Consider the following 22,747-nt stretch of genomic DNA (forward strand, 5'->3'; position numbering starts at 1 on the left):
CTCCGTTTCCTTCCACTCGTTTAACTTCTCGCGCCGAGAATGGAAAGCATCGATAAAACAAGCTCAGCCGAGTGTTTCGCCGCCGTCTCCAAAAACTGTTCAAACGATACGTCCGATTCCTGACCGGCGATGTCGGAAAGCGCCCGGATCACGACAAACGGCACACCAAACTGCACGCACACTTGGGCGATCGACGCCGCCTCCATCTCAACGGCGCACAGTTCCGGGAACTGGCCGCGCACAAACTCGACGCGCTCCGGGTCGTTCATAAACGAATCGCCGGTGGCGATCAAGCCAACGGCCGCTTGGAGGCCGTTCAGCTGGGTTGCCGCTTGTTTTGCCGCCTCGACAAGCGTCTCATCGGCCCGGTAGCGCGCCGGCAAGCCGGGCACTTGCCCATACGCATAGCCAAAGGCGGTCACATCCACGTCATGATGCACGACCTCTTCCGAAATGACGAGATCACCGACGCGCAATGACGGCAAAAATCCTCCGGCGGAGCCGGTGTTGATGACGACATCGGGACGGAAACGGTCAAGCAACAGCGTCGTCCCCATGGCGGCATTCACTTTGCCGATGCCGGACTTCAACAACACCGCCTCCACTCCGTTGAGGCGCCCAGCGGAAAATTCGCACCCGGCGATGGCCGTATCCTCGCGTCCTTCCATGCGCGCGCGCAGCATCGCTACTTCTTCTTCCATTGCTCCAATAATCGCTGCTTTCATCGTTCTCCCTCTTTCTCAGTCGATTTGTTTTACCGCCTCCATCAGCCAGACGAACGCGTTTTGCTGGGTAAAGGAAGCGGAAAAGCCGTGGGTGGCAAACAGCGCGGCCAATACGTCGAGCGTCGTATAATATTCGCGCTCCAGATCGTCGGCCAAATCGTGGAACCCGCGCGCCCGCGCCGCTTCAACCGCTTGGCGGAACGCGGCTTTATCACGAAACGCCGTATCAGCAAACACTATTTTACCACCGGGGCGGAGCAGTTGGCTATATTTGGCGATGGCCTCCCCTTTTTCCGCATCGGTCAAATGATGAAAAGCATACGTGCTCGCCACCGTGTCGATCGGCTCCGGCGGCAGCGGAAAACGCAAAAAATCGCCGTCCATAATGACGGCCCGACCGCCGAGTTTTTCCAACGCTTTTTGGCGCATCGGCGCTGACGGCTCAATGCCGTACACCGTTTTGCCGCGTTCGAGCAGCTTTTTCGTCAAATTGCCGGTGCCGACGCCAAATTCGAGCACCACTTGGCCCGCTTTGTCGGCGACCACGTCCAAAATGCGGCCGTAGCCGGCAAATACATCGCGATATTGCTCATCATGACCTTCTACCGATTGGTCGTACGACTCGGCCCATTGTTCGAATAAATCAAGAAATTCTCTACCCATACGGTCACGCTCCATAAAAGTTTATAATTCCTATGAGTATAGTATGTCTTTTGCGCGGTCCTGCTCTCAATGTAGCATAAGTTTTTTCTTTGTTCAACGATCATGCCGATTGATCATTCGTATTGTTCCCCAGCGCGACCGGTGGATGACGGCGGGAAAATTTGCTACACTGGCAATGGAAAGGAGGGAGCGCGATGGTCAACATTTCCCTTGATCTGATCGAGGACAAAATTGAATTTTTTGAGGCGGATGATTTGCGGACGCTCGAGAAAAAGATTAACGAACAAATTGAACATAATAAAGCGCTGCTGCTTTCCGTCCATCACGTTGCCCATCAAATGCATGTGATGGAGAACGGAAAACGGTTTTACAGCGCCGTCGTCCATTTTAAAGCGAAAAAATAACAGGTGCCCAGACGGCGGTTGGGCACCTGCTTTTTGCTCCCGCCGCCATCCATGCCGCGCGTTCGCCGGCATTATGACGGCCTTTGCTTCAATTTTTGCACCTTCGTCGGTTTCCAGCCTTCATTGGTTACCCATTCGATATACACTCTGTAGTGAGCGGTTTGCCCCTTCGTCGAGATCGTCGCCACCGCTTTGTTCGGCCCATTGTTGCCAATGAACCAAACGATCATCTCCTCCGGCGCGATGCCGGTCGCATAGCTGACGGCATCAAGCATTTCCTTCCAATCGACCGAGTTTTCGTCAAACACGGTTTCATGAGGCTCGGATTGCGTCGTGCCGACGGGCTGCCAAGCCGGATTGACGATCTCTTTTTCGATATTTGACCCCGGAGGTCCCGGGGTTTCCGTCACCTTAGTGGATTCCTCTTCCTTCGTTTCGGCGGTCTCCTCGTTTTCCCCACCAGCGGTGTCGCTTCCCGCTGCGGGCTTTTTTTCTTCGTTCGAGACAACCGCCGCGCCCGTTTCCACTTCCGTCCGCTTCGTTTTGCCGGCCGCTTGCTGATCCGCTTTTCCGCCAAAAAGCAAATTCCAAGCGACCATTACAATCAGCAGCAACACCACCGCAATCGCCCCGTTGAGCCAACGGTTCATTTTGCGCCGTTTGGCACGGGCGGCAAAGCGCGTTTCCGTTTGCGCCATGTTCCCCTCTCCTTTCCTCGCTGTAGATGTCAACCAAATCCGCTCTCTACATCGATTCGTTATTCGTTTTCCTTTTGCGCGCGGTCATGGGCGTAAAGCGCTTCAACCGCGGCGGCAAACACTTCGTTGGTCGCCGCGCGCCCGCCCGGGACGTCCAGTTCGACAACGGCGAGGGCGTATTTCGGACGGTCGGCGGGAAAATAGCCGGCAAACCATTTATTGATCAGTTCGACGTCCCCTTCCCTTTTTCCTGTCTCCGCTGTTCCTGATTTGCCGGCAACTGGATACGGCAGCGTCTGAAAACGGCGGCCGGTGCCTTTCTGATTCGTAACGACGCCGCGCAAAAGCTGCTGCAGCTGCCGAACCGTTGCCGGGGTAATCGGTTCCAGCCCGGTCGCCGGCTCGGCGGAAAACGAGAACAGCGGGGCTCCGTTTTTGTACAGCACTTGATCGACGGCCCGCACTTTCCACGCCTTGCCGCCACGGGCGATCGTCGCCATCATGTTGGCAACCCCAAGCGGCGAAACGCGCACATCTTTTTGCCCGATCGCCGTTTGCGCGACCGCCAGCGGCACCCGCTTGTCGCGTGCATCGTGCCAAATCGTTCCTTTCCGTTCCTCGGGAAACTGGCGGAAATGTTCTTCATGGTAAACCGGCCCTTCCCAGCCGGCCGTCGGATACAACCCCAGTTTTTCGGCATACGTTTCCAACGCGCCGGGATCATGCCGGATCAGCTCTTTGCCGAGCGTGGCGAAGGCATTGTTGCAGCTGACGGCGAAGCTGTCCGTCAGATCGAGCGTCCCGTAGTCGTGCTCCCGGTCTTCCTCTCCGGCAATCGTTTTGCGGCAATCAAACGTGGTCGTCGGCGAAGCGATTCCCTCGTCAAGCGCCGCGGCGGCGATGACGGTTTTAAAAACAGAGCCGGGGATGTGCGGCAGCACCATTTGGTTTTCCGCCCCGCCGTTTTTGTACGGATCACGCGGATCCATATTCGGGCGGCTGACCATGGCCACTACGCTGTTAGTGTCAACGTCAAGCAAGACGAGGCCGCCTTTTTTCAATCCGAATCGGTCGACGATCTGCTCCATCTCGCGCTGCACGTCGCGGTCTAGCGTCGTTTTTACCGTGACCGGGTAAAACGAATTGCTCGGATCGCTGTACTTGACATCGAGCCCGAACAGCGGCCGCCCTTCCGCATCGACGTGATACAGCAATTTCGTCTTGGCGTCGGCGAGCAAAAATTCGTCAAACGCCTTCTGCAACCCTTGAATGCCGACTTCCGTCCCGGGCGGAAGCGGCCGTTTCGGATAGCGTTGGCGCAACAGCTCGCGGTCCGGCCGCGTAAAGCCGAGCAAATGCGGAGCGTACAGCGTCTCGAGCGGATATTGTTTATGGACGGCAAAGACGCCCGGGATGCGCAAGCGGTTCATTTGCCTCATTTGTTCAGCGTTTAAGGCGAGAGGTTCGCCGTTTTTCTCTAAGACGAACGGGCCGTCCGCCCGCTCGAGCTGGCGACGGATTTCTTCTTCGGAAACGCCGGTCACGCGGGCGACTTGTTCGATCGGCCATGGCCTCATCTTCAAAAACGGAAATAAGACAAGCGACGGTACGGATCGTTTCGTCAGCGGCTTGCCGTTTCGGTCCACAAATGAACCGCGCCCGTCATCGATGACCAATTCCTGTGTGCGCTGGGCGACGCTTTCGGCGATTAAATTATGATTCGCGAACGATTCGGTGTCAATCAACTGAATTTGCGCGAGCCGCCCCACGATGAAAAACAGCGCCGCTTCGATCAAGACAAGCATGACAATAGCCCTTTTCTTCCACATAAAGAAAACACCTCATCAACAGTTTCGACGAGGTGTTTTCATTTGAAACGTGCCTAGGGCGGCGATTTTTCCGCGCTGCGGCCGCTTTGCGGGTCGAACATAGCGCGCTTAGTTGACGGCGACGATTTTCACCATCATTTCCCCGCCCGGCGTCTGTACCGTCACTTCATCGCCGACGCGGCGGCCAAGAAGCGACTTCGCGATCGGCGAGTCGTTGGAAATTTTCCCTTCGAACGGATCCGCTTCCGCGCTGCCAACGATCGTGTACGTCTCCTCTTCCCCGTCCGGAAGTTCAATAAACGTCACTGATTTGCCAAGCGAGACCACATCCGGGTTTTCCGTATCTTCTTCGATAATGACGGCGTTGCGAATCATGTTTTCAAGCATTTGAATGCGCGACTCGACAAACGCCTGCTCGTCTTTCGCTGCATCGTACTCCGAATTTTCCGACAGATCCCCGAACCCGCGCGCAATCTTAATGCGTTCGACCACTTCTTTGCGCTTGACCGTTTTTAAATACTCCAGCTCTTGTTCCAGTTTCTCTTTTCCCTCTTTCGTCATCGGGTACTGCTTTTCATTCGCCATTCATCTCACTCCTCTATCTTCTGCGTTATGTAAAACGTACGAACAGAAAAACAGCTGTTCGTACGCTTACTTGTTATATAATATATTGTTTTGTCTCTGTTATGTTATTATAAAACTGATTTTTGTTCAAGAACCGTGCGAATTTTTGCGACCATTAAATCGATGGCGACGGTGTTGTGTCCGCCTTCCGGAATGATGACATCGGCATAACGCTTCGTCGGTTCGACAAACTGGTTGTGCATCGGCCGCACGACGGACAAATATTGTTCGATCACCGAGTCAAACGTGCGGCCGCGCTCTTTCACATCGCGAAGGAGGCGGCGGATGATGCGGATGTCCGGATCGGTGTCGACGTACACTTTAATATCCATTAAGTCGCGAAGCCGCTCATCTTCTAGCACAAGAATGCCTTCGACGATGATGACCTCTTTCGGCTCCACGCGGATGACCTCACGGGAGCGGGTGTGAAGCGTATAGTCATACACCGGCTTGTCGATCGGCTCGTAGCGAAGCAGCTTATGAATATGTTCAATCAACAAGTCGTTGTCAAACGCCAGCGGATGGTCGTAGTTCGTCTTCAACCGCTCTTCAAATGGGAGATGGCTTTGGTCTTTGTAATAAAAATCTTGCTCCAAGACAAGGATCGAACGGTCGCCGAAATGATCGTAAATCGCCCTGGCGACGCTCGTCTTCCCGGAGCCGGAACCGCCGGCGACGCCGATGACAACGGGCTTCTTCCCCATCGTCTAATTCTCCTTTCTCATCATGTTGTACGGGAAGAGTGGCCGTTTCACTTTCATCTTGACGATTTGCAGCGGATGGCGCGCCGCATCGAGTTCGTTGCCCTCTTCATCCCAAATCGTTTCAATCACTTGGGTAAAGTTGTCGATTTCCGGGCCGAAAAATTCGACCTCGTCGCCGGGCCGGAAATGGTTGCGCTGCTGAATGGTGGCGATGCCCGTCTCCGGATCGTAATCCAGCACTAAGCCGGCGAACTCGTGCGTCGGTTTTCGGCTGTGGGTGCCATACATATGGTTCGTATGGTCGGGAAAGCCGGCAAAAAACGACGGCGCCGTCTCGCGGTTGGCGCATTTGTCGAGCTCGCGCACCCACTCGTCGCGAATCGTAAAATGGTCAGGATCGGCGCAGTACGCGTCGATCACTTTCCGATAGACGCTGACGACTGTCGCCACGTAATGGATCGATTTCATCCGCCCTTCAATTTTCAAGCTGTCGACGCCAAGTTCAATCATCGCCGGAATGGCGCGGATCAAGTTCAAGTCTTTCGCGCTCATGGCGAACGGGGCGTCGCCTTCGGAAAACAGCGGGATTTCCCGGCCGTCAGACAGCTGGTATAAATCGTAATCCCAGCGGCACGACTGGCAGCACCCGCCGCGGTTGGAGTCGCGCGCCGTCATATGGTTGCTCAACACGCAGCGGCCGGAATAGGCGGAACACATCGCTCCATGGATGAACGCCTCAATTTCAATATCGACGTTCTCTTTGATTTGGCGAATTTCTTCGGCGCTCACTTCGCGAGCGAGCACGACTCGCTCGAGCCCTTCCTCTTTCCAAAATTGGACCGCTTTCCAGTTGGTGAGCGACTGCTGGGTGCTTACATGCACTTCAAGCCTCGGCGCCACCCGGCGCGCCGTTTCGATAATGAGCGGATCGGCGACGATGATGCCGGAAACGCCGGCCTCCTCTAACGCCCGCAAATAGTCGTCAAGGCCGGGAATGTTTTCATTATGGGCGTAAATGTTGGCGGTGACGTACACCTTCGCCCCGTACCGGTTGGCAAATTCCACCCCTTCGCGAATCTCCTCGATCGTAAAGTTGTCGGCGTTGGCGCGCAAGCTGTACTCTTGACCGCCGATAAAGACGGCGTCCGCCCCGTAGTGGACGGCGATTTTCAGCTTTTCCAAGTTGCCGGCCGGCGCCAGCAGCTCCGGCTTTTTCACGATGACGCGCTTGCCGTCAACGATCTCGGAGATGCGGTCATTTTTTACAAGCATGACGTGTCCCTCCTTTTCTCAATAAATGGTTTCCTTGAAGAAAAATCCGGTGTCGATGCGGCGGTGCGGCGGCTGAAGCGCTTCAACGGCCGCCAGCAGCTTCTCTTTTTCTCGCTCGTAGCGCTCGCGGTCTTCCGTACATAAATCGATGGCGCGGCGGTACAGCTTCGTCACTTCCGTAATGTAGTCCGCGGTGTGCAGAACGCCGTCGATTTTGAAGCTGTCGATGCCGGCTTCCACCATATCGCCCAGTTCGTCAATGATGCAAAGATCGTTCGGGCTCATAATGTGCGTGCCGTTTTCGTCTTCAAAAATCGGGTATTTATAGTCGCGCTCTTTGTCGTACAGGAACATCCCTTTTTCGTACTTTTTCCGTTCGATTTCCATCACTTTTCCTTGATAGGCAAAATAGTTGCCAATCAGCGAACGCTTCGACTGGTACATGCACGTCATGCCGTGCACTTGCACTTCAATTTCCACTTCAGCATGGGCTTTGATTTCCAAAATGGCGTCCATGTTCAGCTCGCGCGCCAAGACAGCGCGTTTCGCCCCTTTTCGCCCCCAGTAGTTGCACGCATACCAGTTCGTCGCTGTCGTCTCCGTGCTCCAGTGGAGGTTCATGTGCGGCGCCGTTTCTCGGACGGTCAAAAGCACCGCGGGATCGCCGAAGACGATGGCATCGGCGCCGACTCCAGCTAAAAACGCCACGTAGTCGGCAAGCTCGTCCACTTTGTCGTTATGAAAAAGGGCGTTCATCGCCACATACACGTTCATGCCGCGCCGGTGGGCTGTTTCAACAGCCGCGGCCACATCCGAACGGGAAAACTCGCCGGCGAGCCGCAAGCCATAGCGCTGCTCACCGATGATGATGGCGTCCGCCCCGGCTTCCGCCAGTTCATCAATATGGGAAACGCTCGTCGGCGTGACGAGCAATTCCGGTTTTTTCATTTTCTCGTTCACCTCATTTTTTTCGATATCGCGAGCCCATCGCCGACCGGAATGATGACGGTGTCATAATCGCCCCGGGCCATCAACCACTCATTATAGCGGCGAATTTTTTGGGCGAGATTCCAAAGCCGCTTATTGCCCGCGGGCGTTTCGGCGGCGACAAGCCCTTTAAATAGCACGTTGTCGGTAATGACGAGGCCGCCTTCAGCGAGAAACGGCTCATAGAGCGTAAAGAAGCGCTCATATTGCCCTTTGGCGGCATCGATCACCAACGCGTCAAACGGCGCGGTCGACGCCACCTTCTCCGTCACCGCCAAGGCGTCGCCCCACACCGCTTCAATTCGCTGGGCGCAATCGGTCTTTTCCATATAAAAACGGGCGCGCTCATACCGCTCCCGGTCTTTTTCTATCGTTACAATGTGCGCCTCCGGCAGCGCTTTTGCCATCCGGATCGCCGAATAGCCGATCGCCGTGCCGATTTCTAAAATGCGGCGCGGCTTCGCGAGCTTGAGCACGAACAACATCGTTTCGATGCTCACCGAATCCATGATCGGCACCCGCTGTTCGCGGGCTTCGCGCTCGATCTGTTCCACATCCGCATCCAACGCCGGCCGCAGCCGCTGCAAGTACGAAACGACCTCATCAGTCAGCAAACGGAACCCTCCTTGCCATCAACAAGCGGAAAAACGCCCGCCCCGTCGCGAAAATAAAGCAGCGATCGCCGGGCTTGTGCTCCTTGCCATCAACAAACGGAAAAGCGCCCGCCCCGGGCCAAGCGGCGGCCCGAGGTGCTGCGCCCATCCGTTCCAAATAAGAGCCGCTACCGGACCCTTATCGCTCCCTGTTCAACTTTCTTTATCTTACCATAACTCGGCGGAAAAGCGAAACCGTTTCGCCTAACCCGCCAGCAACTTCCGTTTTGCGCTATCGTTTCCCAATATGCTTCGCCTTTTCCCGGTTGTGCTCGGCCAGCGTTTTCGTGAAAATGACATCGCCTGTGGGGGTGGCTAAAAAATACAAATAATCGGTTTGCGCCGGCTCAAGCGCCGCTTCAATCGACATTGCGCCCGCGTTGGCGATCGGCCCTGGCGGCAGCCCTTTATGAAGGTACGTATTGTATGGCGAATCAACTTTTAAATCGTTGTAAAACACGCGCGCTTTATGTTTGCCAAGCGCGTATAAAACCGTCGGATCGGTTTGCAGCGGCATGCCTAGGCGCAGCCGATTGTAAAAGACGCTGGCGATTTTTTTGCGGTCGGCTTTTTCTGTCGCCTCCTCTTCGATCAGAGAGGAAAGCGTCAGCAGCTGGTGCGGCGACAGCTTCCGTTCCCCTCTTTCCTCTTCGTACGAAGCAAGCACCGCTGCCGTTTTGGCGACCATCGTTTCAATGATCTCAGAAAGCGGCGGTTTTTTGTCAGCGAATACATAGGTGGCTGGAAATAAATAACCTTCCAGCGGATAACGAACGTTCGGATGGAATACGTCTTTCGTTATGACACGCGGATACTTTTTCATTAACTGCTCGATGTACGCGCGGTCGTTCAGCTGCTTCATGACGTCTTCTTTTTTGTATCCCGTTCGCGCGGCGATGAGATCGGCAATCTGTACAAGCTGCGACCCTTCGGGGATCGTCAATTTCAAGCCGACTTTCAACGATTTCCCCGTTTGCAGCAGCGCTATGATGCGCGTCATCGGCATGGCCCGCGTCAGTTCGTACTCTCCGGCTTGAAACCCGGGCTCGCGTTTCCAACGGACATAAAGCCGAAACACGCTAGCGCTTCGAATGAGCCGTTTTTGTTCGAGCCGCTCTGCGATTTCTGTCGCCGATGAACCGACAGGAATCGAGACATGAACCGGGGTGTGATCATGAGGATCGACCGGTTTGAGCGCCAAGCGAATATATAGAAAGCTGCCGGCACTGATCAACACAACCAGCGCCAGCAAAACGCTGCCTGCGATCAACATCCGTTTTCGCCCACGTCGCCCCTCGTTCCCTGTCCAATGCTTTTCCCCCATAGCACGCCTCCTTTCCCGTCCATCGGTCATATTATACTACAAGTTTTTGCATCTTTCGCCCTTTTTTCCGACAAAAAAGCGGCCGCCTTTAGGCAGCCGCTTCGGATCATTCCTCTTCATCTTCTTGTTCAGCACAAAACGTGTTCCACACTTCTTCGATCATATCCCACTCTTCTTCCGTTTCAATCGGAAGCAGTTCCCCTTCTTGATTTTCGTCAGCAGGGATAAACGCCGACACGTGCACTTCCGTTTCGCCGTTTTCATCTTCCGCTTCCTTGCTGACCGGATAGTAAAACACGTACGATTTCCCGAAATCGTCGGATTCAAACGTAAACAAAATTTCACAGAGCTGTTCGTTGCCTTGTTCGTCGACAACGGTAATATGGCGGTCTCCATGTTCCATTGTGATTGGCCTCCCCTTCATCGTTTCCTATCCAAGTACGATTGCAAAATGACGGCCGCCGCCATTTTGTCGATCACTTTCCGCCGTTTTTTCCGGCTCACATCGGCAGCGATCAGCATCCGTTCGGCGGCCATCGTCGACAGCCGTTCGTCCCAAAGCACGACCGGCAAAGAAAACTCCTCGCGCAGCTTGGCGGCGAACCGCTCGCTCGCTTCGGCGCGCGGCCCAAGCGTGCCGTTCATGTTTTTCGGCCAGCCGACAACGATCGCATCGACGCCATATTCGTCGATGATGGCGCGCAGCCGCTTTAAGCCGTAGTCGCCGCGCTCTTCGTCGATGGCGATCGTCTCCAAGGCTTGAGCCGTCCAGCCAAGCTCGTCGCTGATCGCCACGCCGAGCGTTTTCGTGCCGAGATCCAATCCTAACGTTCGCATCGGTCAGTCCTTTCGTTGTCCCTGTAAATAGAATTTCACCAATTCCTCGATTAATTCGTCGCGCTCGATTTTGCGGATGAGGGCGCGCGCGTCGTTATGGCGCGGGATGTAAGCCGGATCGCCGGACAACAAGTAGCCGACAATTTGGTTGATCGGGTTGTAGCCTTTTTCTTGCAAAGCCTCATACACCGTCAGCAGCACTTCGCGAACGTTCGTTTCAGCCGGCTCTTCCGGAAAATGAAACTGCATCGTTTGATCAAACGAGCTCACCGTCTCCACCTCGCTCTTGATTCGGGCCATTCCTCCATCTTACATCCATTGTACACGATCCGCGCCATTTAGGAAATGGATTTGACCCACGTTTCGACGTAATCAAGCGCTGCCCCGACTTTGTCCGCGTCCTTTCCTCCGGCCTGCGCCATATCCGGGCGTCCGCCACCCCCGCCGCCGCAGCGGGAAGCCACTTCTTTGACGAGCTTGCCGGCGTGATATCCTTTTTTCACTAAGTCATCGGTCACCGCAGCGATCAATTGGACTTTGCCGCCTTGCACCGCCGCCAACACGATGATTGCCGTGCCGAGTTTTTGCTTCAAATCGTCGGCCATCGCCCGCAATTGGTTCATGTCGTTCGCCTGCACTTTCGCCGCCAGCACCGGCACGCCGCCGACGTCTTTGACTTGGCGGGCGAGGTGCTCCGCTTCCATACGGGCAAGGCGAGCGGCAAGCGATTCGTTTTCGCGCTCGAGCTCTTTCAGTTCGGCAAACAGTCCGTCAAGACGGGCATTCAATTCTTTCGGGCTTGTTTTCAATTTTTGCGTCGCCTCTTGCAAAATGGCGAGCTGTTCGGTCATCAAACGGTACGCCGCCTCTCCGGTCACCGCTTCAATCCGGCGCGTGCCGGCGCCGATGCCGGATTCAGAGACGATTTTAAACAGCCCGATGGCCGCTGTATTCGGCACATGGCAGCCGCCGCACAGCTCGAGGCTGTAGTCGCCGACCTTGACGACGCGGACAATGTCGCCGTATTTTTCGCCAAACAGCGCCATCGCGCCCATCGCTTTCGCTTCCTCAAGCGGTTTATAGAAAATGTCAACTGGGGTACTCTTCCAAATTTGTTCATTGACGATCGCCTCGATGCGCTCGAGCTCGTCCGGCTTCACTTGGCCAAAATGGGTGAAGTCAAAGCGCAGCCGATCCGGAGCGACGAGCGACCCCGCTTGGTTGACATGGCGGCCGAGCACGTCTTTGAGCGCCTGATGGAGCAAATGGGTCGCCGTATGGTTTTTCACGATGCGCGCCCGCTTCGCCTCATCAACGCGCGCCGTATAGCGGGCTCCTTTTTTCACCGCGCCGCGCTCGACGACAATCGAGTGAAGGTGCTGGCCGTTCGGCGCTTTTTGCACATCTTTGACGACCGCTCTCCCGGTCTCGCTTTCAAATACGCCTTGGTCGGCGACTTGACCGCCGCTTTCGGCGTAAAACGGCGTCACATCGACGATGATCTGCGCCTCTTCACCGGCTTTCACTTTCTCGACAAGCCGTCCGTCTTTAACGATGGCGAGGACCGTCGACGAGGCAACAAGCTCATCGTAGCCGACAAACCGGCTTTCGTCTTTCAAATCGCCGAGCACGCCGCCTTGCACTTGCATCGAATCGACGTCTTGGCGAGCGGCGCGGGCCCGTTCGCGCTGGCGCTCCATCTCGCGCTCAAAACCGGCGTGATCGACCGTCATACCTGCCTCGGCGGCGTACTCTTCCGTCAGCTCGAGCGGGAAGCCGTACGTATCATACAAGCGAAACGCCTCTTCCCCCGGAAGGACGGTGCTTCCTTGCGCTTTCGCCTTTTCGATCACTTCCGCCAAGATGGCGAGCCCCTCATGAAGCGTTTCGTGGAACCGCTCTTCTTCCGTGCGGATGACGCGAGCGATAAAATCGGCTTTTTCTTTCACTTCCGGATAGTAGTCGTGCATAATTTCGCCGACAACCGGCACGAGCTCGTACATAAACGGGCGGTCAATGCCGATTTGTTTCGCGTAGCGCACCGCGCGGCGGAGCAAGCGGCGCAATACATAGCCGCGCCCTTCGTTCGACGGCAGCGCCCCGTCGCCAATCGCAAACGTCACGGCGCGAATATGGTCGGCGATCACCTTAAAGGCGACGTCTTTGTCCGGATCGTCGCCATACCGCTCGCCGGCGATTCGTTCGGTAGCGCGGATAATCGGCAAGAACAAGTCGGTTTCAAAGTTCGTCGGCACGTCCTGCAAAATCGAGCACATCCGCTCCAACCCCATGCCGGTGTCGATGTTTTTCTTCGGCAGCGGCGTGTACGTGCCGTCCGGGTTATGGTTGAACTGGGAAAACACTAAGTTCCATACTTCCAAATAGCGGTCGTTTTCCCCGCCCGGGTACAGCTCCGGATCGTTCGGATCGTTGCCAAACGCCTCGCCGCGGTCGTAGAAAATTTCCGTGTTCGGACCGCTCGGGCCTTCGCCGATATCCCAGAAGTTTCCTTCGAGGCGGATGATTCGTTCTTCCGGCAAGCCGATTTCGTTATGCCAAATGTTGTATGCTTCCTCGTCCTCCGGATGGACGGTGACGGACAGCCGTTCCGGATCAAAGCCGATCCACTTTTCGCTCGTTAAAAACTCCCACGCCCAGTGGATCGCTTCCCGCTTGAAGTAATCACCGATCGAAAAGTTGCCGAGCATTTCAAAAAACGTATGGTGGCGCGCCGTTTTCCCGACGTTTTCGATGTCGTTGGTGCGGATCGATTTTTGCGCATTGCAAATGCGCGGATTCTCGGGAACGATGCGCCCGTCAAAGTATTTTTTCAGCGTCGCGACGCCGCTGTTGATCCATAACAATGACGGATCGTCGACAGGAATGAGCGAGGCGCTCGGTTCAACCGCATGGCCTTTTTCTTGGAAAAACTGCAAAAACATGCGCCGCACTTCGGCAGATGTCAGCTTTTTCATGATGATCCTCCCCTTTCGCCTTTTTATATAAAAAAACTCCCATCCCCTGCAGGGACGAGAGTTGTGCTCGCGGTACCACCCTGTTTATGGGCGAAAAACGCCCATCACCTCTTTGGCCGTAACGCAGCCTTGCGTCAGGTTTTGCCTGCGCTCCGGATTAGCCTTCTGTTGCCCTTCATCTGGAATTTCTTTCAGCCGCGGAAATTCCTCTCTGTGCGCGAGCCCGCGCGTTAAGATGGACTGCAACATACTCGATCCGTCATCGCGTTATGTATTCGCTTTTACATTGAAAAATTATAGACAAGCACCGCTCGTTTGTCAATGCAAGGCATAGCGCTCCTTCCAATGGACGATGGCCACTTTCAGCACCGCCGCCGTCGGAACGGCGAGGATGAGGCCGAGCACGCCGGCGAGCTCACCGCCGGCAAACAGCGCGAGCATAATGACAAGCGGATGCATGTGCACGCTTTTGCCGACGATCAGCGGCGACAACACGTTGCCTTCTAAAAACTGCAAAGCGAAAATGATGACCAGCACCACCAAGACCATTTTGAGCGATACGGTCGCCGCTAAAATGGCGGCCGGAATGGCGCCGATCAGCGGCCCGAAATACGGGATGATATTCGTCATCCCGATGATGAGCCCAAGCAAAAGCGGATAGTCCATGCCGGCAAGCCACAATCCGAGCGCCGCGGCCGAACCGATCGCCGCGCAGACAAAGAGCTGGCCGCGGATGTAACCGCCGAGCGACTCGTCAACGTCTTGTAAAAACGCCAGCCCCGGTTCGCGCCACCGCTTTGGCGTCAAATACCAAACGGCTTTTTTCAGCACCTCAACGTCCTTGAGCATGTAAAACACAATAAACGGGATCAGCACGAACGTCGCCGCCGAGCTGATCAGCGATTTCATGGCGCGAATCGCCATCTCGACCGCCGAGGCGGCCGCCCGCTCCAGCTCAGCGAGCATCGTTTCCACCCGCGTATGCACTTCCATCGGCCATGTCGATGTTTCATCGTGAATGTGGCGCACCCATTGGCGATATGTATTCATCAGCGAGGGCAGCTGTTCGTCCAACGCGCGCAGCTGGGCGATCAAAACCGGAATGCCGCGGTACAAGCCGTAGCCGACCGAGCCAAAAAACAGCAAATAAATGAGCAAAATGGCAAGCGCCCGCGGCACCCCTTTGCCATGAAGATATTCAACGAGCGGGTGCAGCAAATACGTGATAAACGCCGCCAGCAAAAACGGCGTCAACACCGTGGCGGCAAAATCGATCACCGGCCACCAAACGCTTTTCATCCGGACGATTAAATAGACGATCGCCGTCACCAACAGCCATTTGCCGATGCGGAAGAACGACTGCCATTGTTGCTCCCCCATCACCACACCTCCTACCGTTTAGTGTAGGGGATGCGGGCAGGAATATGCCTTTAGCGCTTTGGCACTATTTGACAATCACAAAGCACCGCCCCCGCGCAAGGCGAGGGCGGCAACGCCGTCAGCGGATCGCCTGCATCAAGCGGCGGCGCATTTTTCGCATCGTGCGCCCGTTCATCCAGTTGTTGCGCTGGGCCAACTGATACGCGGCGACACCCAACCCGACAGCCAACAGCGATGTCATCGTCCGGTTCATGACTGTCCCCCCTAAAGTTGAATCGTGCGCTCATAATCGTCGAACAAATCATCAAGAGAGCTTAACGTCCCGTCCTCCTCCACTTGATGGACATGGATGACTCCTTTCGAGACGGAAAGCTCGATGAAACAATCCCAGCAATAATATTGGTTGACGCCGATTTTTCCTAAATTTTTTCGTTTGCAGTTCGGGCAAATGAGCACCGACAGCCACTCTCCTTACTTTGTTGTGTCCACCATCACAACCCCTTCTTTCGCCGTGAACGGGGCAAGCGGCATTCGCTTCTTTCCTTCTGTCAAATCGGAAAAAAATCCCTCACTGATCTCGTATCCATCAATTCTGCCCCATTGCCCGTCGAAATATACGTCATCTAACAATCCGATCGTCGTCCCGTCGGCGGCGACAACCATGTTGCCGGCGATGCCTCGTTCACCGTAAAGAGAGTGGCCGCTGTCAGAGGAAGGCAAGGGCTGGAAACTTCGCGCGTCGTCGATGAGCATTCGATCGTTTTGCAGCGCTCGCACGGCCGCAAGCGGCAAATAGCGGCGGCGGCCAAACAAGCCGCGCTGTTCGGCAACAAACCCTTGCACCGTGCCGTGGCTGGTAAACCAAACATCCGCGATCGTTCCGACGTTTTTCCCTGTCGCTTGTTCGTAAATGGGAAGACCTTTCATGTCGGAAAACGTTCGCATCGCTCTCCCACCTTTCCAGCCACCTTTAGCTTGACTCATCGCTCATAAAGTCATACGGCGTAACGTTTTCCATTCCGACGTTCGCATCCTCAAGCGGCAGTTCGACCTCGACAACCGGCGCCATCGCCGCCGTCAGCTTTTCCGCCAGCGCCGTCCGCCGCGCCCCGTCGCTCTGCTTGGCGACGCCGGCCCGAAACGCTTCCTCTTCGCCGCATAAAATCAAAAATTGTTTGCTTCTCGTCACCGCTGTATACAGCAAGTTCCGCTTCAACATCCGATAGTAGCTTTTCACGACGGGCAAAATGACGATAGGGAATTCGCTTCCTTGCGCTTTATGCACAGAGCAGCAGTACGCATGGGTAATTTGCGACAGCTCTTGCCGGGTGTAGGTCACTTCCACACCGTCAAACGAGACAACGAGCAAGTCTTGCTTGTCGGTGTTCTCTTTCGCGTAAAAAATGGCAACGACTTCGCCGATATCGCCGTTAAACACGTTGTCTTCCGGCTGATTGACGAGCTGAAGCACCTTGTCGCCGACGCGGTACACCACCTCGCCGGCCGCCAGTTCCCGCTTCCCGGCGGATGGCGGATTGAAGAGCTCTTGAAGCGCTTTGTTGAGCCGATCAATGCCGGCCGGGCCTCGGTACATCGGGGCGAGCACTTGAATATCTTTGACCGAAAAGCCTTTTTTTCGCGCATTGTCCGCGATTTGCCGGACGACATCCACGACTTGGCCGGCGCGGCAGCGAATGAACGAGCGATCCGCCTTTGGCGCAGTCAAATCGGGCGGCACGGCGCCGCGCTTTACCTCATGAGCGAGCTCGATGATCGACGATCCTTCCGCCTGACGGTACACGTCTGTCAGCCGCACCGAAGGAACGACGCCGGACTCGAGCAAATCTTTCAGCACTTGGCCGGGCCCGACGGATGGCAGCTGGTCTTCATCGCCGACCAGCACGACTTGCATGCCGTTTGGCACCGCTTTGAACAGCTGATTAGCCAGCCATGTGTCGACCATCGACATTTCATCGATGACAAGCAGCTTGCCGGCAAGCGGTTCATGTTCATCGCGGCTGAACCCTTCCACTCCGTTCCAACCGAGCAGCCGATGAATCGTCGCCGCCGGCAGGCCGGTCGCCTCGCTCATCCGCTTGGCCGCCCGTCCGGTCGGGGCGGCGAGCACGACCGGGAACGGCTCGCCTTGCTGGTAGCGGGCCGGATCTAACGATAAGCCGTTAAGAGCGGCGAACAGCTCGACAATCCCTTTGATGACCGTTGTTTTTCCCGTGCCCGGACCGCCGGTTAAAATGAACAACGGGGAGGAAAGCGCCCGCTGAATCGCCTCTTTTTGCTGGGGCGCGTACTGCATGCCAAGCCGCTCTTCAAGCGCCCCGAGCGCCAGCAAAAACTCCGATTCCGCAAACGGCACCGCCGTTTGCCGGAGCAGCCGCTTGACGTTGGAAACGATGCCTTTTTCGGCAAAGTAAAGCGACGGGAGATAACAACGGCCTTGCTCAACGACCAGTTTTCCTTCTTCACTCAACATCAGCAGCGTCCGTTGAATGGCTTGTCCGTCGACCGCCCCGCTCGGCCGGCCATCCAGCAGTTCAGCAATGCGGCCGGCCAGCTCTTTCTCGGCCATGTACACATGCCCTTCCTGCAGGCAAACTTGCTCGAGGACAAACAAGGAAGCGGCGCGCAGCCGAGCCGGGTGGCTTCCGGAAATGCCGAGCTGCCGCCCAAGCTCATCGGCGCGACCGAACCCGATCCCTTCAATGTCTTCGACGAGCTGATACGGATTGGCTTGGATGATTTCGATCGCTTCCTCGCCGTACGCTTGGTAAATTTTCATGGCCAGCTGGGGGCCGAAGCCGAGCTGAGCGAGGGTGATCATCGTCTGCTCAAGCCCTTCGTGGGCGCGGAGCGTTTCATACAGCTGCTTGGCCTTTTGTTTGGACAGTTTCGGAATGCGCTCGAGCGCCGCTGGATCGCGCAAAATCACGGCAATCGCCTGCTCGCCGAGCGCTTCGGCGATGGCTGCAGCCGTTTTTTTGCCGATCCCTTTAAACAAGCCGCTTGATAAATACTGAATGATTCCTTCTTTCGTGTTGGGAAGCTGTTTGCGGAACTGGCTCGCCGCATACTGGCGGCCAAAGCGCGGATGATGGCGGAATTGACCATAAAACACATAAACGTCTCCCTCGCTGATCCGCGGGAAATGGCCGGTGACGATCACTTCCTCTTCAACCGGCGCTTCGTTCGTTTCCTCAACGCGAATGCGGACAACGGTGTAAAGCGTTTCTTCGTTATGGAAAATGAGGGATATGCACGTTCCTTTAATAAAGGTGCACCCCTCAATGGCCAGCGTTTGCTGCTCTTGCAACAGCGATCCCCTGCCTTTACGGCGAAAGCCGCTTTTCCATCATTTTCTTTCCATACCCCGCCAGCACGTGGTCTGGCTTCGCCTCCAACGCGGCGGCGAACCAATCGCGGGCGGCAGCCGGCTCGTCCTTGTTCGCATAAATGACCCCTAAATTGTAGCAGGCGTCGGCATGGTGCGGCTTTAGCGCCAACGTTTTTTCAAAGCAGCGCTTCGCCTCGTCAACATAGTCGAGCGCCGCCAAACAAAGGCCGAGCTGAAAGAACGCTTCGGCATCCCCTTCGTTCAATTCGGCGGCCCGCTGCAAATACGGAAGAGCGAGCCGCGGCATCTCGAGCCGCCATAGCGACATGCCGAGCATAAAATGCGTGTCGGCGTCATCGAGCCCCAGCCCGAGGGCCCGTTCAAACATGTCTTTCGCCTCGGCAAACCGCCCGCGCTGATAGTGGAGCGTGCCGATGCCATAGTAAGCGGCCGCGGCCCGTTCATCGCGACAAAGCGCCTGCTGGAAGAAAGCGAGCGCTTTCTCCTCTTCGCCGGCGGCGGCCAGCACGGTGCCGACGTTGATGTAGCCGGTCGGGTCGTCCGGGCGATCGTCCACCGCTTTGGAAAAGCAGCGGAGCGCTTCTTCGTACTCCCCGGCGCGCAAATGCGCAAGCCCTTGTTCATTCCAATCCGCCACCGCTCATCCCTCCTGACTATAGTTTAGCACATACGTTCGTTTTTTTCGAGCAATTGCAAAAACACCCCAACCCCAAGCCGGGTTAGGGCTTTCACCGCCGGTGCGGCAGCTTAGCGGTCAGCCGACATACCAAAGCTTTTCACCGTTGCGGAACACTTCATCGATCGTGCCGCCGCCAAGGCACTCCTCGCCGTTGTAGAACACGACCGCCTGCCCCGGCGTCACCGCCCGCGCCGGCGCATCAAACACGACTTCCGCCTTGCCGTCTGAAAGCGGGTGGACCGTCACGCCGACATCGGGCTGACGATAGCGGAACTTCGCCGTGCAGCGGAACGGCGCTTCCGGCTTGCGGTCAGACACCCAGTTGACATCGACCGCTTTTAGCGAGGTCGAATACAAATAGTCGTTTTCAAATCCTTGGGCGACATACAGCACGTTTTCGCGCACATTTTTGCCGACGACAAACCACGGTTCGCCGCTGCCGCCAATACCAAGGCCATGGCGCTGGCCGATCGTGTAATACATCACCCCGTCATGCCGCCCTTTCACTTCGCCGTCGAGCGTTTTCATCACTCCCGGCTGGGCCGGCAAATAATGGCTCAAAAATTCTTTGAAATCACGTTCGCCGATAAAACAAATGCCGGTGCTGTCTTTTTTCCCAGCGGTAGCCAGCCCGGCTTCTTTCGCGATCCGGCGCACGTCCGCTTTGTGCAAGTGGCCGATCGGAAACATCACGTTTGACAGTTGGGCTTGGCCGAGCTGGTTCAAAAAATACGTTTGGTCTTTGTTCGGGTCAGCTCCACGGAGCATTTTATATTCGCCATCGCGAAACTCGACGCGGGCGTAATGGCCGGTGGCGACGTAATCGGCGCCGATCGACATGGCGTGTTCCAAAAACGCTTTGAATTTAATCTCCTTATTGCACATCACATCCGGGTTCGGGGTGCGCCCCGCTTTGTATTCGTTCAAAAAATACGTAAACACTTTGTCCCAATATTGCTTTTCAAAGTTGACTGCATAGTACGGGATGCCGATTTGGTTGCAGACGCGCACAACGTCTTCGTAATCCTCAGTCGCCGTGCAAACGCCGTTTTCATCGGTGTCATCCCAGTTTTTCATAAAAATGCCGATCACATCATATCCTTGTTCTTTTAATAATAGCGCAGCGACTGACGAGTCGACCCCGCCGGACATGCCGACGACAACGCGCGTTTCATGCGGCGCTTTGTTCATGCGCTCCACCCCCTCTTCAGCGTTTTGTGAGCCGCTTCACAATTTTCACCGTTTCTTCCGCCGCCCGCTCAATTTGCTCCGTTGTATTGCCGAGTCCGAAGCTAAAACGCACGGACGAGCGGATGCGCTCCGACTCTTTTCCGCACATGGCAACAAGCACGTGGGACGGATCGATCGACCCCGCCGTGCACGCTGACCCGCTGGACGCGGCGATGCCCGCCAAATCCAAATTGACGAGCAGCGATTCGACGTTCGTTCCCGGGAAAGCAACATTGAAAATATGCGGCAGGCCGTCTTCGCTGCCGTTGACGATGAAATCAAGGCCGGAGGAACGAAAAATCGTCAACATCGCTTCGCGCCAAGCCGCGTATTGCTTCCGCTTCTCTTCCCTCGTCCGCTCGGCGATTTCCGCCGCCCGTGCCAAGCCGATAATGCCCGGGACGTTCTCTGTGCCGGCGCGCCGTTTCCGCTCCTGCTCGCCGCCGAAAAGAAGCGGTGTGATGCGGACCGTCTCACGAACATACAAGGCGCCGCTGCCTTTCGGACCGTTAATTTTATGGCTCGAAAGCGACAACAAATCGATGCCGTACTCATTCACATCGATCGGGATCAGCCCGTACGCCTGCACGGCATCGGTATGAAAATACGCCGGGTGGTCGCGAAGCAGGGCGCCGATTTCACGGATCGGCTGAATCGTGCCGACTTCGTTGTTGGCAAACATGATCGAAACGAGAATCGTGTCATCACGGAGCGCGGCTTTCAAGTCCTCGACCGACACGCGCCCGTGTTCATCGACCGGCAAGTACGTCACATCGAATCCTTGCTTTTGTAAATGTTCGCAAGCGCGCAAAACAGCGTGATGCTCAATAGCGGTCGTAATGAGATGGCGGCCGCGCTCACGGTTGGCCATCGCCGTTCCGATGAGCGCAAAGTTATCCGCTTCCGTCCCGCCGCTTGTAAACACGATTTCCGTCTCTTTCGCCCCGAGGCTGCGGGCGATGGCTGATCTCGCTTCGTCCAACGCCCGGCGGCTCTGCCGGCCAAAATAATGGATGCTTGACGGATTGCCGAACTGTTCGGTCATCGACTGAATCATGCCAGCCGCCACATCCGGATGAACGGGAGACGTCGCGGCATGATCCAAGTAAATCCGTTCCAACGATCATTCTCCTTTCTTGTCGCCCGAACCTCTTCCGCCCACAGCGGCCGTCCCTTGCCCGAGCGGATTCCGCCCGTTGGGGAAACCGCCCGCTGCGGCAAACGGCGAGGCTTGGCCATGAAGGTGTAAATAGTAAAAACACGTCCATGTCATCCGCTCGCGGTGGATGACATGCGACCGCTTGATCAATGGTTAAATATAAAACATGTATGCCCCTTCATCCCCGTCGCTATACTTCGCTAAATCTTCAAGCGTCGTGCTGTCGAGCACTTCCTCGACCGCATCGCGGATGCGGATCCACAGCTCGCGCTTCGCCGGCTCCTCCTCTTCGAGTTCCTCGACCGGGGTGAGCGGCCCCTCAAGCACGCGCAAAATATCACCGGCCGTAATTTTTGCCGGATGCTCGGCCAATACGTAACCGCCGTACGCCCCGCGGATGCTTTTGACAAGCCCGGCGTTGCGCAACGGCGTCACCAGTTGCTCCAAGTAATGCTCGGACAAATTGTTCGCCTTGGCGATCGAGCGGAGCGAAATCGGACGGTCGCCGTACTTTTTCGCCAGTTCAATCATAATCGTCAATCCGTAACGGCCTTTGGTTGAAATCTTCATCATATCCCCCCTAACGACTTAACCCTTGCGCCCGAACGTTGGCGGCTCCCAACAAGCGGTCGGCCATTTTCCGGCATTGCGGCAGCGCCAAACCGGCGACCGAACCGATTGTGACGCAAAAAAGAAACGTGCCAAACGACACCGGACCGCCAAGCAGCCAGCCGACAAGCAACACGAGCGCTTCCATCATCACGCGAATGTATGCCACGTTCCATCCGGTCAACTCGGTCAAGGCGAGCATTAAACTGTCGCGCGGACCGGCGCCGACGTCGGCGGAAATATATAGCCCCATGCCGTAGCCGGACACGACGATGCCGACTAGCAGCATCGCATATTGTTCAAGCAGTTGTGGCGGCGTTTTCAGCGGTGGGATCATCATCCACACGTCAATCAAAACGCCGACAGTGATCATATTGAGGAAGGCGCCAAGCTGCGGTCTCCGCTTGACAAGCAGCGCCGAAGCCGCAAGCACCACCATCCCAACGATGATCGACCACGTCCCGACCGTCAGGCCAAATGTTCGCTCTAAACCAATATGAAGGACATCCCATGGCGCACAGCCAACATCGGCTTTCATCGTCAGCACAATGCCGAATGACATGACGAGCAAACCGGCAAAATAAATGCTCCATCGCAGCCATGGGACCGAAGGATGGACCATCGC

Annotated in this window: 25 protein-coding genes and 1 other annotated feature; of the genes, 1 reads left to right on the top strand and 24 read right to left on the bottom strand. The window is 56.1% G+C overall.

Annotated elements, in window-relative coordinates; translation table 11 throughout:
• Positions 1 to 20: 20 nt before the first annotated feature.
• Positions 21 to 725, bottom strand: a complete 705-nt coding sequence (gene mtnN / locus ACTVIM_RS12260) for a 5'-methylthioadenosine/S-adenosylhomocysteine nucleosidase (protein ID WP_445612752.1) — start codon at positions 723 to 725, stop codon at positions 21 to 23.
• Positions 726 to 740: 15 nt separating this feature from the next.
• Complete coding sequence (locus ACTVIM_RS12265) at positions 741 to 1,388, bottom strand: class I SAM-dependent methyltransferase (RefSeq protein ID WP_445612753.1); 648 nt, start codon at positions 1,386 to 1,388, stop codon at positions 741 to 743.
• A gap of 194 nt (positions 1,389 to 1,582) precedes the next feature.
• Between ACTVIM_RS12265 and ACTVIM_RS12270 the strand changes: the two genes are divergently transcribed.
• Complete coding sequence (locus ACTVIM_RS12270; protein WP_033018030.1) at positions 1,583 to 1,792, top strand: YrzA family protein; 210 nt, start codon at positions 1,583 to 1,585, stop codon at positions 1,790 to 1,792.
• 71 nt (positions 1,793 to 1,863) lie between these two features.
• Here ACTVIM_RS12270 and ACTVIM_RS12275 read toward each other — a convergent pair whose 3' ends face one another.
• The 22 genes from ACTVIM_RS12275 to ACTVIM_RS12380 form a co-directional block, all read right to left on the bottom strand.
• Positions 1,864 to 2,490, bottom strand: a complete 627-nt coding sequence (locus ACTVIM_RS12275; protein WP_445612754.1) for a YrrS family protein — start codon at positions 2,488 to 2,490, stop codon at positions 1,864 to 1,866.
• Between the two features lie 59 nt (positions 2,491 to 2,549).
• Complete coding sequence (locus ACTVIM_RS12280; protein ID WP_445612755.1) at positions 2,550 to 4,319, bottom strand: peptidoglycan D,D-transpeptidase FtsI family protein; 1,770 nt, start codon at positions 4,317 to 4,319, stop codon at positions 2,550 to 2,552.
• 108 nt (positions 4,320 to 4,427) lie between these two features.
• Positions 4,428 to 4,904: a transcription elongation factor GreA gene (gene greA / locus ACTVIM_RS12285; protein WP_033018034.1), complete on the bottom strand. Its 477-nt coding sequence runs from the start codon at positions 4,902 to 4,904 to the stop codon at positions 4,428 to 4,430.
• Positions 4,905 to 5,011: 107 nt separating this feature from the next.
• Positions 5,012 to 5,647, bottom strand: coding sequence for a uridine kinase (gene udk, locus ACTVIM_RS12290; protein ID WP_144975591.1), 636 nt, complete (start codon positions 5,645 to 5,647; stop codon positions 5,012 to 5,014).
• A 3-nt stretch (positions 5,648 to 5,650) separates the two neighbouring features.
• Positions 5,651 to 6,919, bottom strand: a complete 1,269-nt coding sequence (locus ACTVIM_RS12295) for a peptidase U32 family protein (RefSeq protein ID WP_033018037.1) — start codon at positions 6,917 to 6,919, stop codon at positions 5,651 to 5,653.
• An 18-nt stretch (positions 6,920 to 6,937) separates the two neighbouring features.
• The gene (locus ACTVIM_RS12300) at positions 6,938 to 7,867 is read right to left on the bottom strand and encodes a peptidase U32 family protein (RefSeq protein WP_445612756.1); all 930 of its coding nucleotides are present in this window, start codon (positions 7,865 to 7,867) and stop codon (positions 6,938 to 6,940) included.
• Positions 7,868 to 7,875: 8 nt separating this feature from the next.
• Positions 7,876 to 8,520, bottom strand: coding sequence for an O-methyltransferase (locus ACTVIM_RS12305; RefSeq protein ID WP_445612757.1), 645 nt, complete (start codon positions 8,518 to 8,520; stop codon positions 7,876 to 7,878).
• 271 nt (positions 8,521 to 8,791) lie between these two features.
• Positions 8,792 to 9,883 carry an endolytic transglycosylase MltG gene (mltG, locus tag ACTVIM_RS12310; RefSeq protein WP_445612758.1) on the bottom strand — a complete coding sequence of 364 codons (1,092 nt, stop codon included), beginning with the start codon at positions 9,881 to 9,883 and terminating at the stop codon, positions 8,792 to 8,794.
• 106 nt (positions 9,884 to 9,989) lie between these two features.
• Positions 9,990 to 10,286, bottom strand: coding sequence for a DUF1292 domain-containing protein (locus ACTVIM_RS12315; protein ID WP_033018044.1), 297 nt, complete (start codon positions 10,284 to 10,286; stop codon positions 9,990 to 9,992).
• Positions 10,287 to 10,303: 17 nt separating this feature from the next.
• Positions 10,304 to 10,720 carry a Holliday junction resolvase RuvX gene (gene ruvX / locus ACTVIM_RS12320; protein ID WP_144975603.1) on the bottom strand — a complete coding sequence of 139 codons (417 nt, stop codon included), beginning with the start codon at positions 10,718 to 10,720 and terminating at the stop codon, positions 10,304 to 10,306.
• A gap of 3 nt (positions 10,721 to 10,723) precedes the next feature.
• A complete protein-coding gene (locus ACTVIM_RS12325; RefSeq protein ID WP_033018096.1) occupies positions 10,724 to 10,990 on the bottom strand; it encodes an IreB family regulatory phosphoprotein in 267 nt (88 codons plus the stop codon).
• Positions 10,991 to 11,058: 68 nt separating this feature from the next.
• Entirely contained in the window at positions 11,059 to 13,695 is a 2,637-nt protein-coding gene (alaS, locus tag ACTVIM_RS12330) for an alanine--tRNA ligase (RefSeq protein WP_445612759.1), read from the bottom strand.
• A 47-nt stretch (positions 13,696 to 13,742) separates the two neighbouring features.
• Positions 13,743 to 13,967: a binding site (T-box leader), on the bottom strand.
• A 46-nt stretch (positions 13,968 to 14,013) separates the two neighbouring features.
• Positions 14,014 to 15,075, bottom strand: coding sequence for an AI-2E family transporter (locus ACTVIM_RS12335; RefSeq protein WP_445612760.1), 1,062 nt, complete (start codon positions 15,073 to 15,075; stop codon positions 14,014 to 14,016).
• Positions 15,076 to 15,193: 118 nt separating this feature from the next.
• Positions 15,194 to 15,328, bottom strand: coding sequence for a YrzQ family protein (locus ACTVIM_RS12340; RefSeq protein ID WP_081897240.1), 135 nt, complete (start codon positions 15,326 to 15,328; stop codon positions 15,194 to 15,196).
• An 11-nt stretch (positions 15,329 to 15,339) separates the two neighbouring features.
• Positions 15,340 to 15,531 carry a hypothetical protein gene (locus ACTVIM_RS12345; RefSeq protein WP_033018049.1) on the bottom strand — a complete coding sequence of 64 codons (192 nt, stop codon included), beginning with the start codon at positions 15,529 to 15,531 and terminating at the stop codon, positions 15,340 to 15,342.
• Between the two features lie 15 nt (positions 15,532 to 15,546).
• Positions 15,547 to 16,020: a PRC-barrel domain-containing protein gene (locus tag ACTVIM_RS12350; RefSeq protein WP_033018051.1), complete on the bottom strand. Its 474-nt coding sequence runs from the start codon at positions 16,018 to 16,020 to the stop codon at positions 15,547 to 15,549.
• Positions 16,021 to 16,045: 25 nt separating this feature from the next.
• On the bottom strand, positions 16,046 to 18,403 hold the full coding sequence (gene recD2 / locus ACTVIM_RS12355) for an SF1B family DNA helicase RecD2 (RefSeq protein WP_445612761.1): 2,358 nt from the start codon (positions 18,401 to 18,403) through the stop codon (positions 16,046 to 16,048).
• Between the two features lie 16 nt (positions 18,404 to 18,419).
• A complete protein-coding gene (locus ACTVIM_RS12360; protein WP_033018053.1) occupies positions 18,420 to 19,082 on the bottom strand; it encodes a tetratricopeptide repeat protein in 663 nt (220 codons plus the stop codon).
• A gap of 117 nt (positions 19,083 to 19,199) precedes the next feature.
• Entirely contained in the window at positions 19,200 to 20,315 is a 1,116-nt protein-coding gene (mnmA, locus tag ACTVIM_RS12365) for a tRNA 2-thiouridine(34) synthase MnmA (protein ID WP_033018054.1), read from the bottom strand.
• A gap of 16 nt (positions 20,316 to 20,331) precedes the next feature.
• Positions 20,332 to 21,474, bottom strand: a complete 1,143-nt coding sequence (locus tag ACTVIM_RS12370) for a cysteine desulfurase family protein (protein ID WP_445612762.1) — start codon at positions 21,472 to 21,474, stop codon at positions 20,332 to 20,334.
• 192 nt (positions 21,475 to 21,666) lie between these two features.
• A complete protein-coding gene (gene cymR, locus ACTVIM_RS12375; RefSeq protein ID WP_011232042.1) occupies positions 21,667 to 22,083 on the bottom strand; it encodes a cysteine metabolism transcriptional regulator CymR in 417 nt (138 codons plus the stop codon).
• 10 nt (positions 22,084 to 22,093) lie between these two features.
• Complete coding sequence (locus ACTVIM_RS12380; protein ID WP_033018059.1) at positions 22,094 to 22,744, bottom strand: YczE/YyaS/YitT family protein; 651 nt, start codon at positions 22,742 to 22,744, stop codon at positions 22,094 to 22,096.
• Between the last annotated feature and the right edge of the window lie 3 nt (positions 22,745 to 22,747).

Source organism: Geobacillus sp. YF-1, assembly GCF_052692335.1.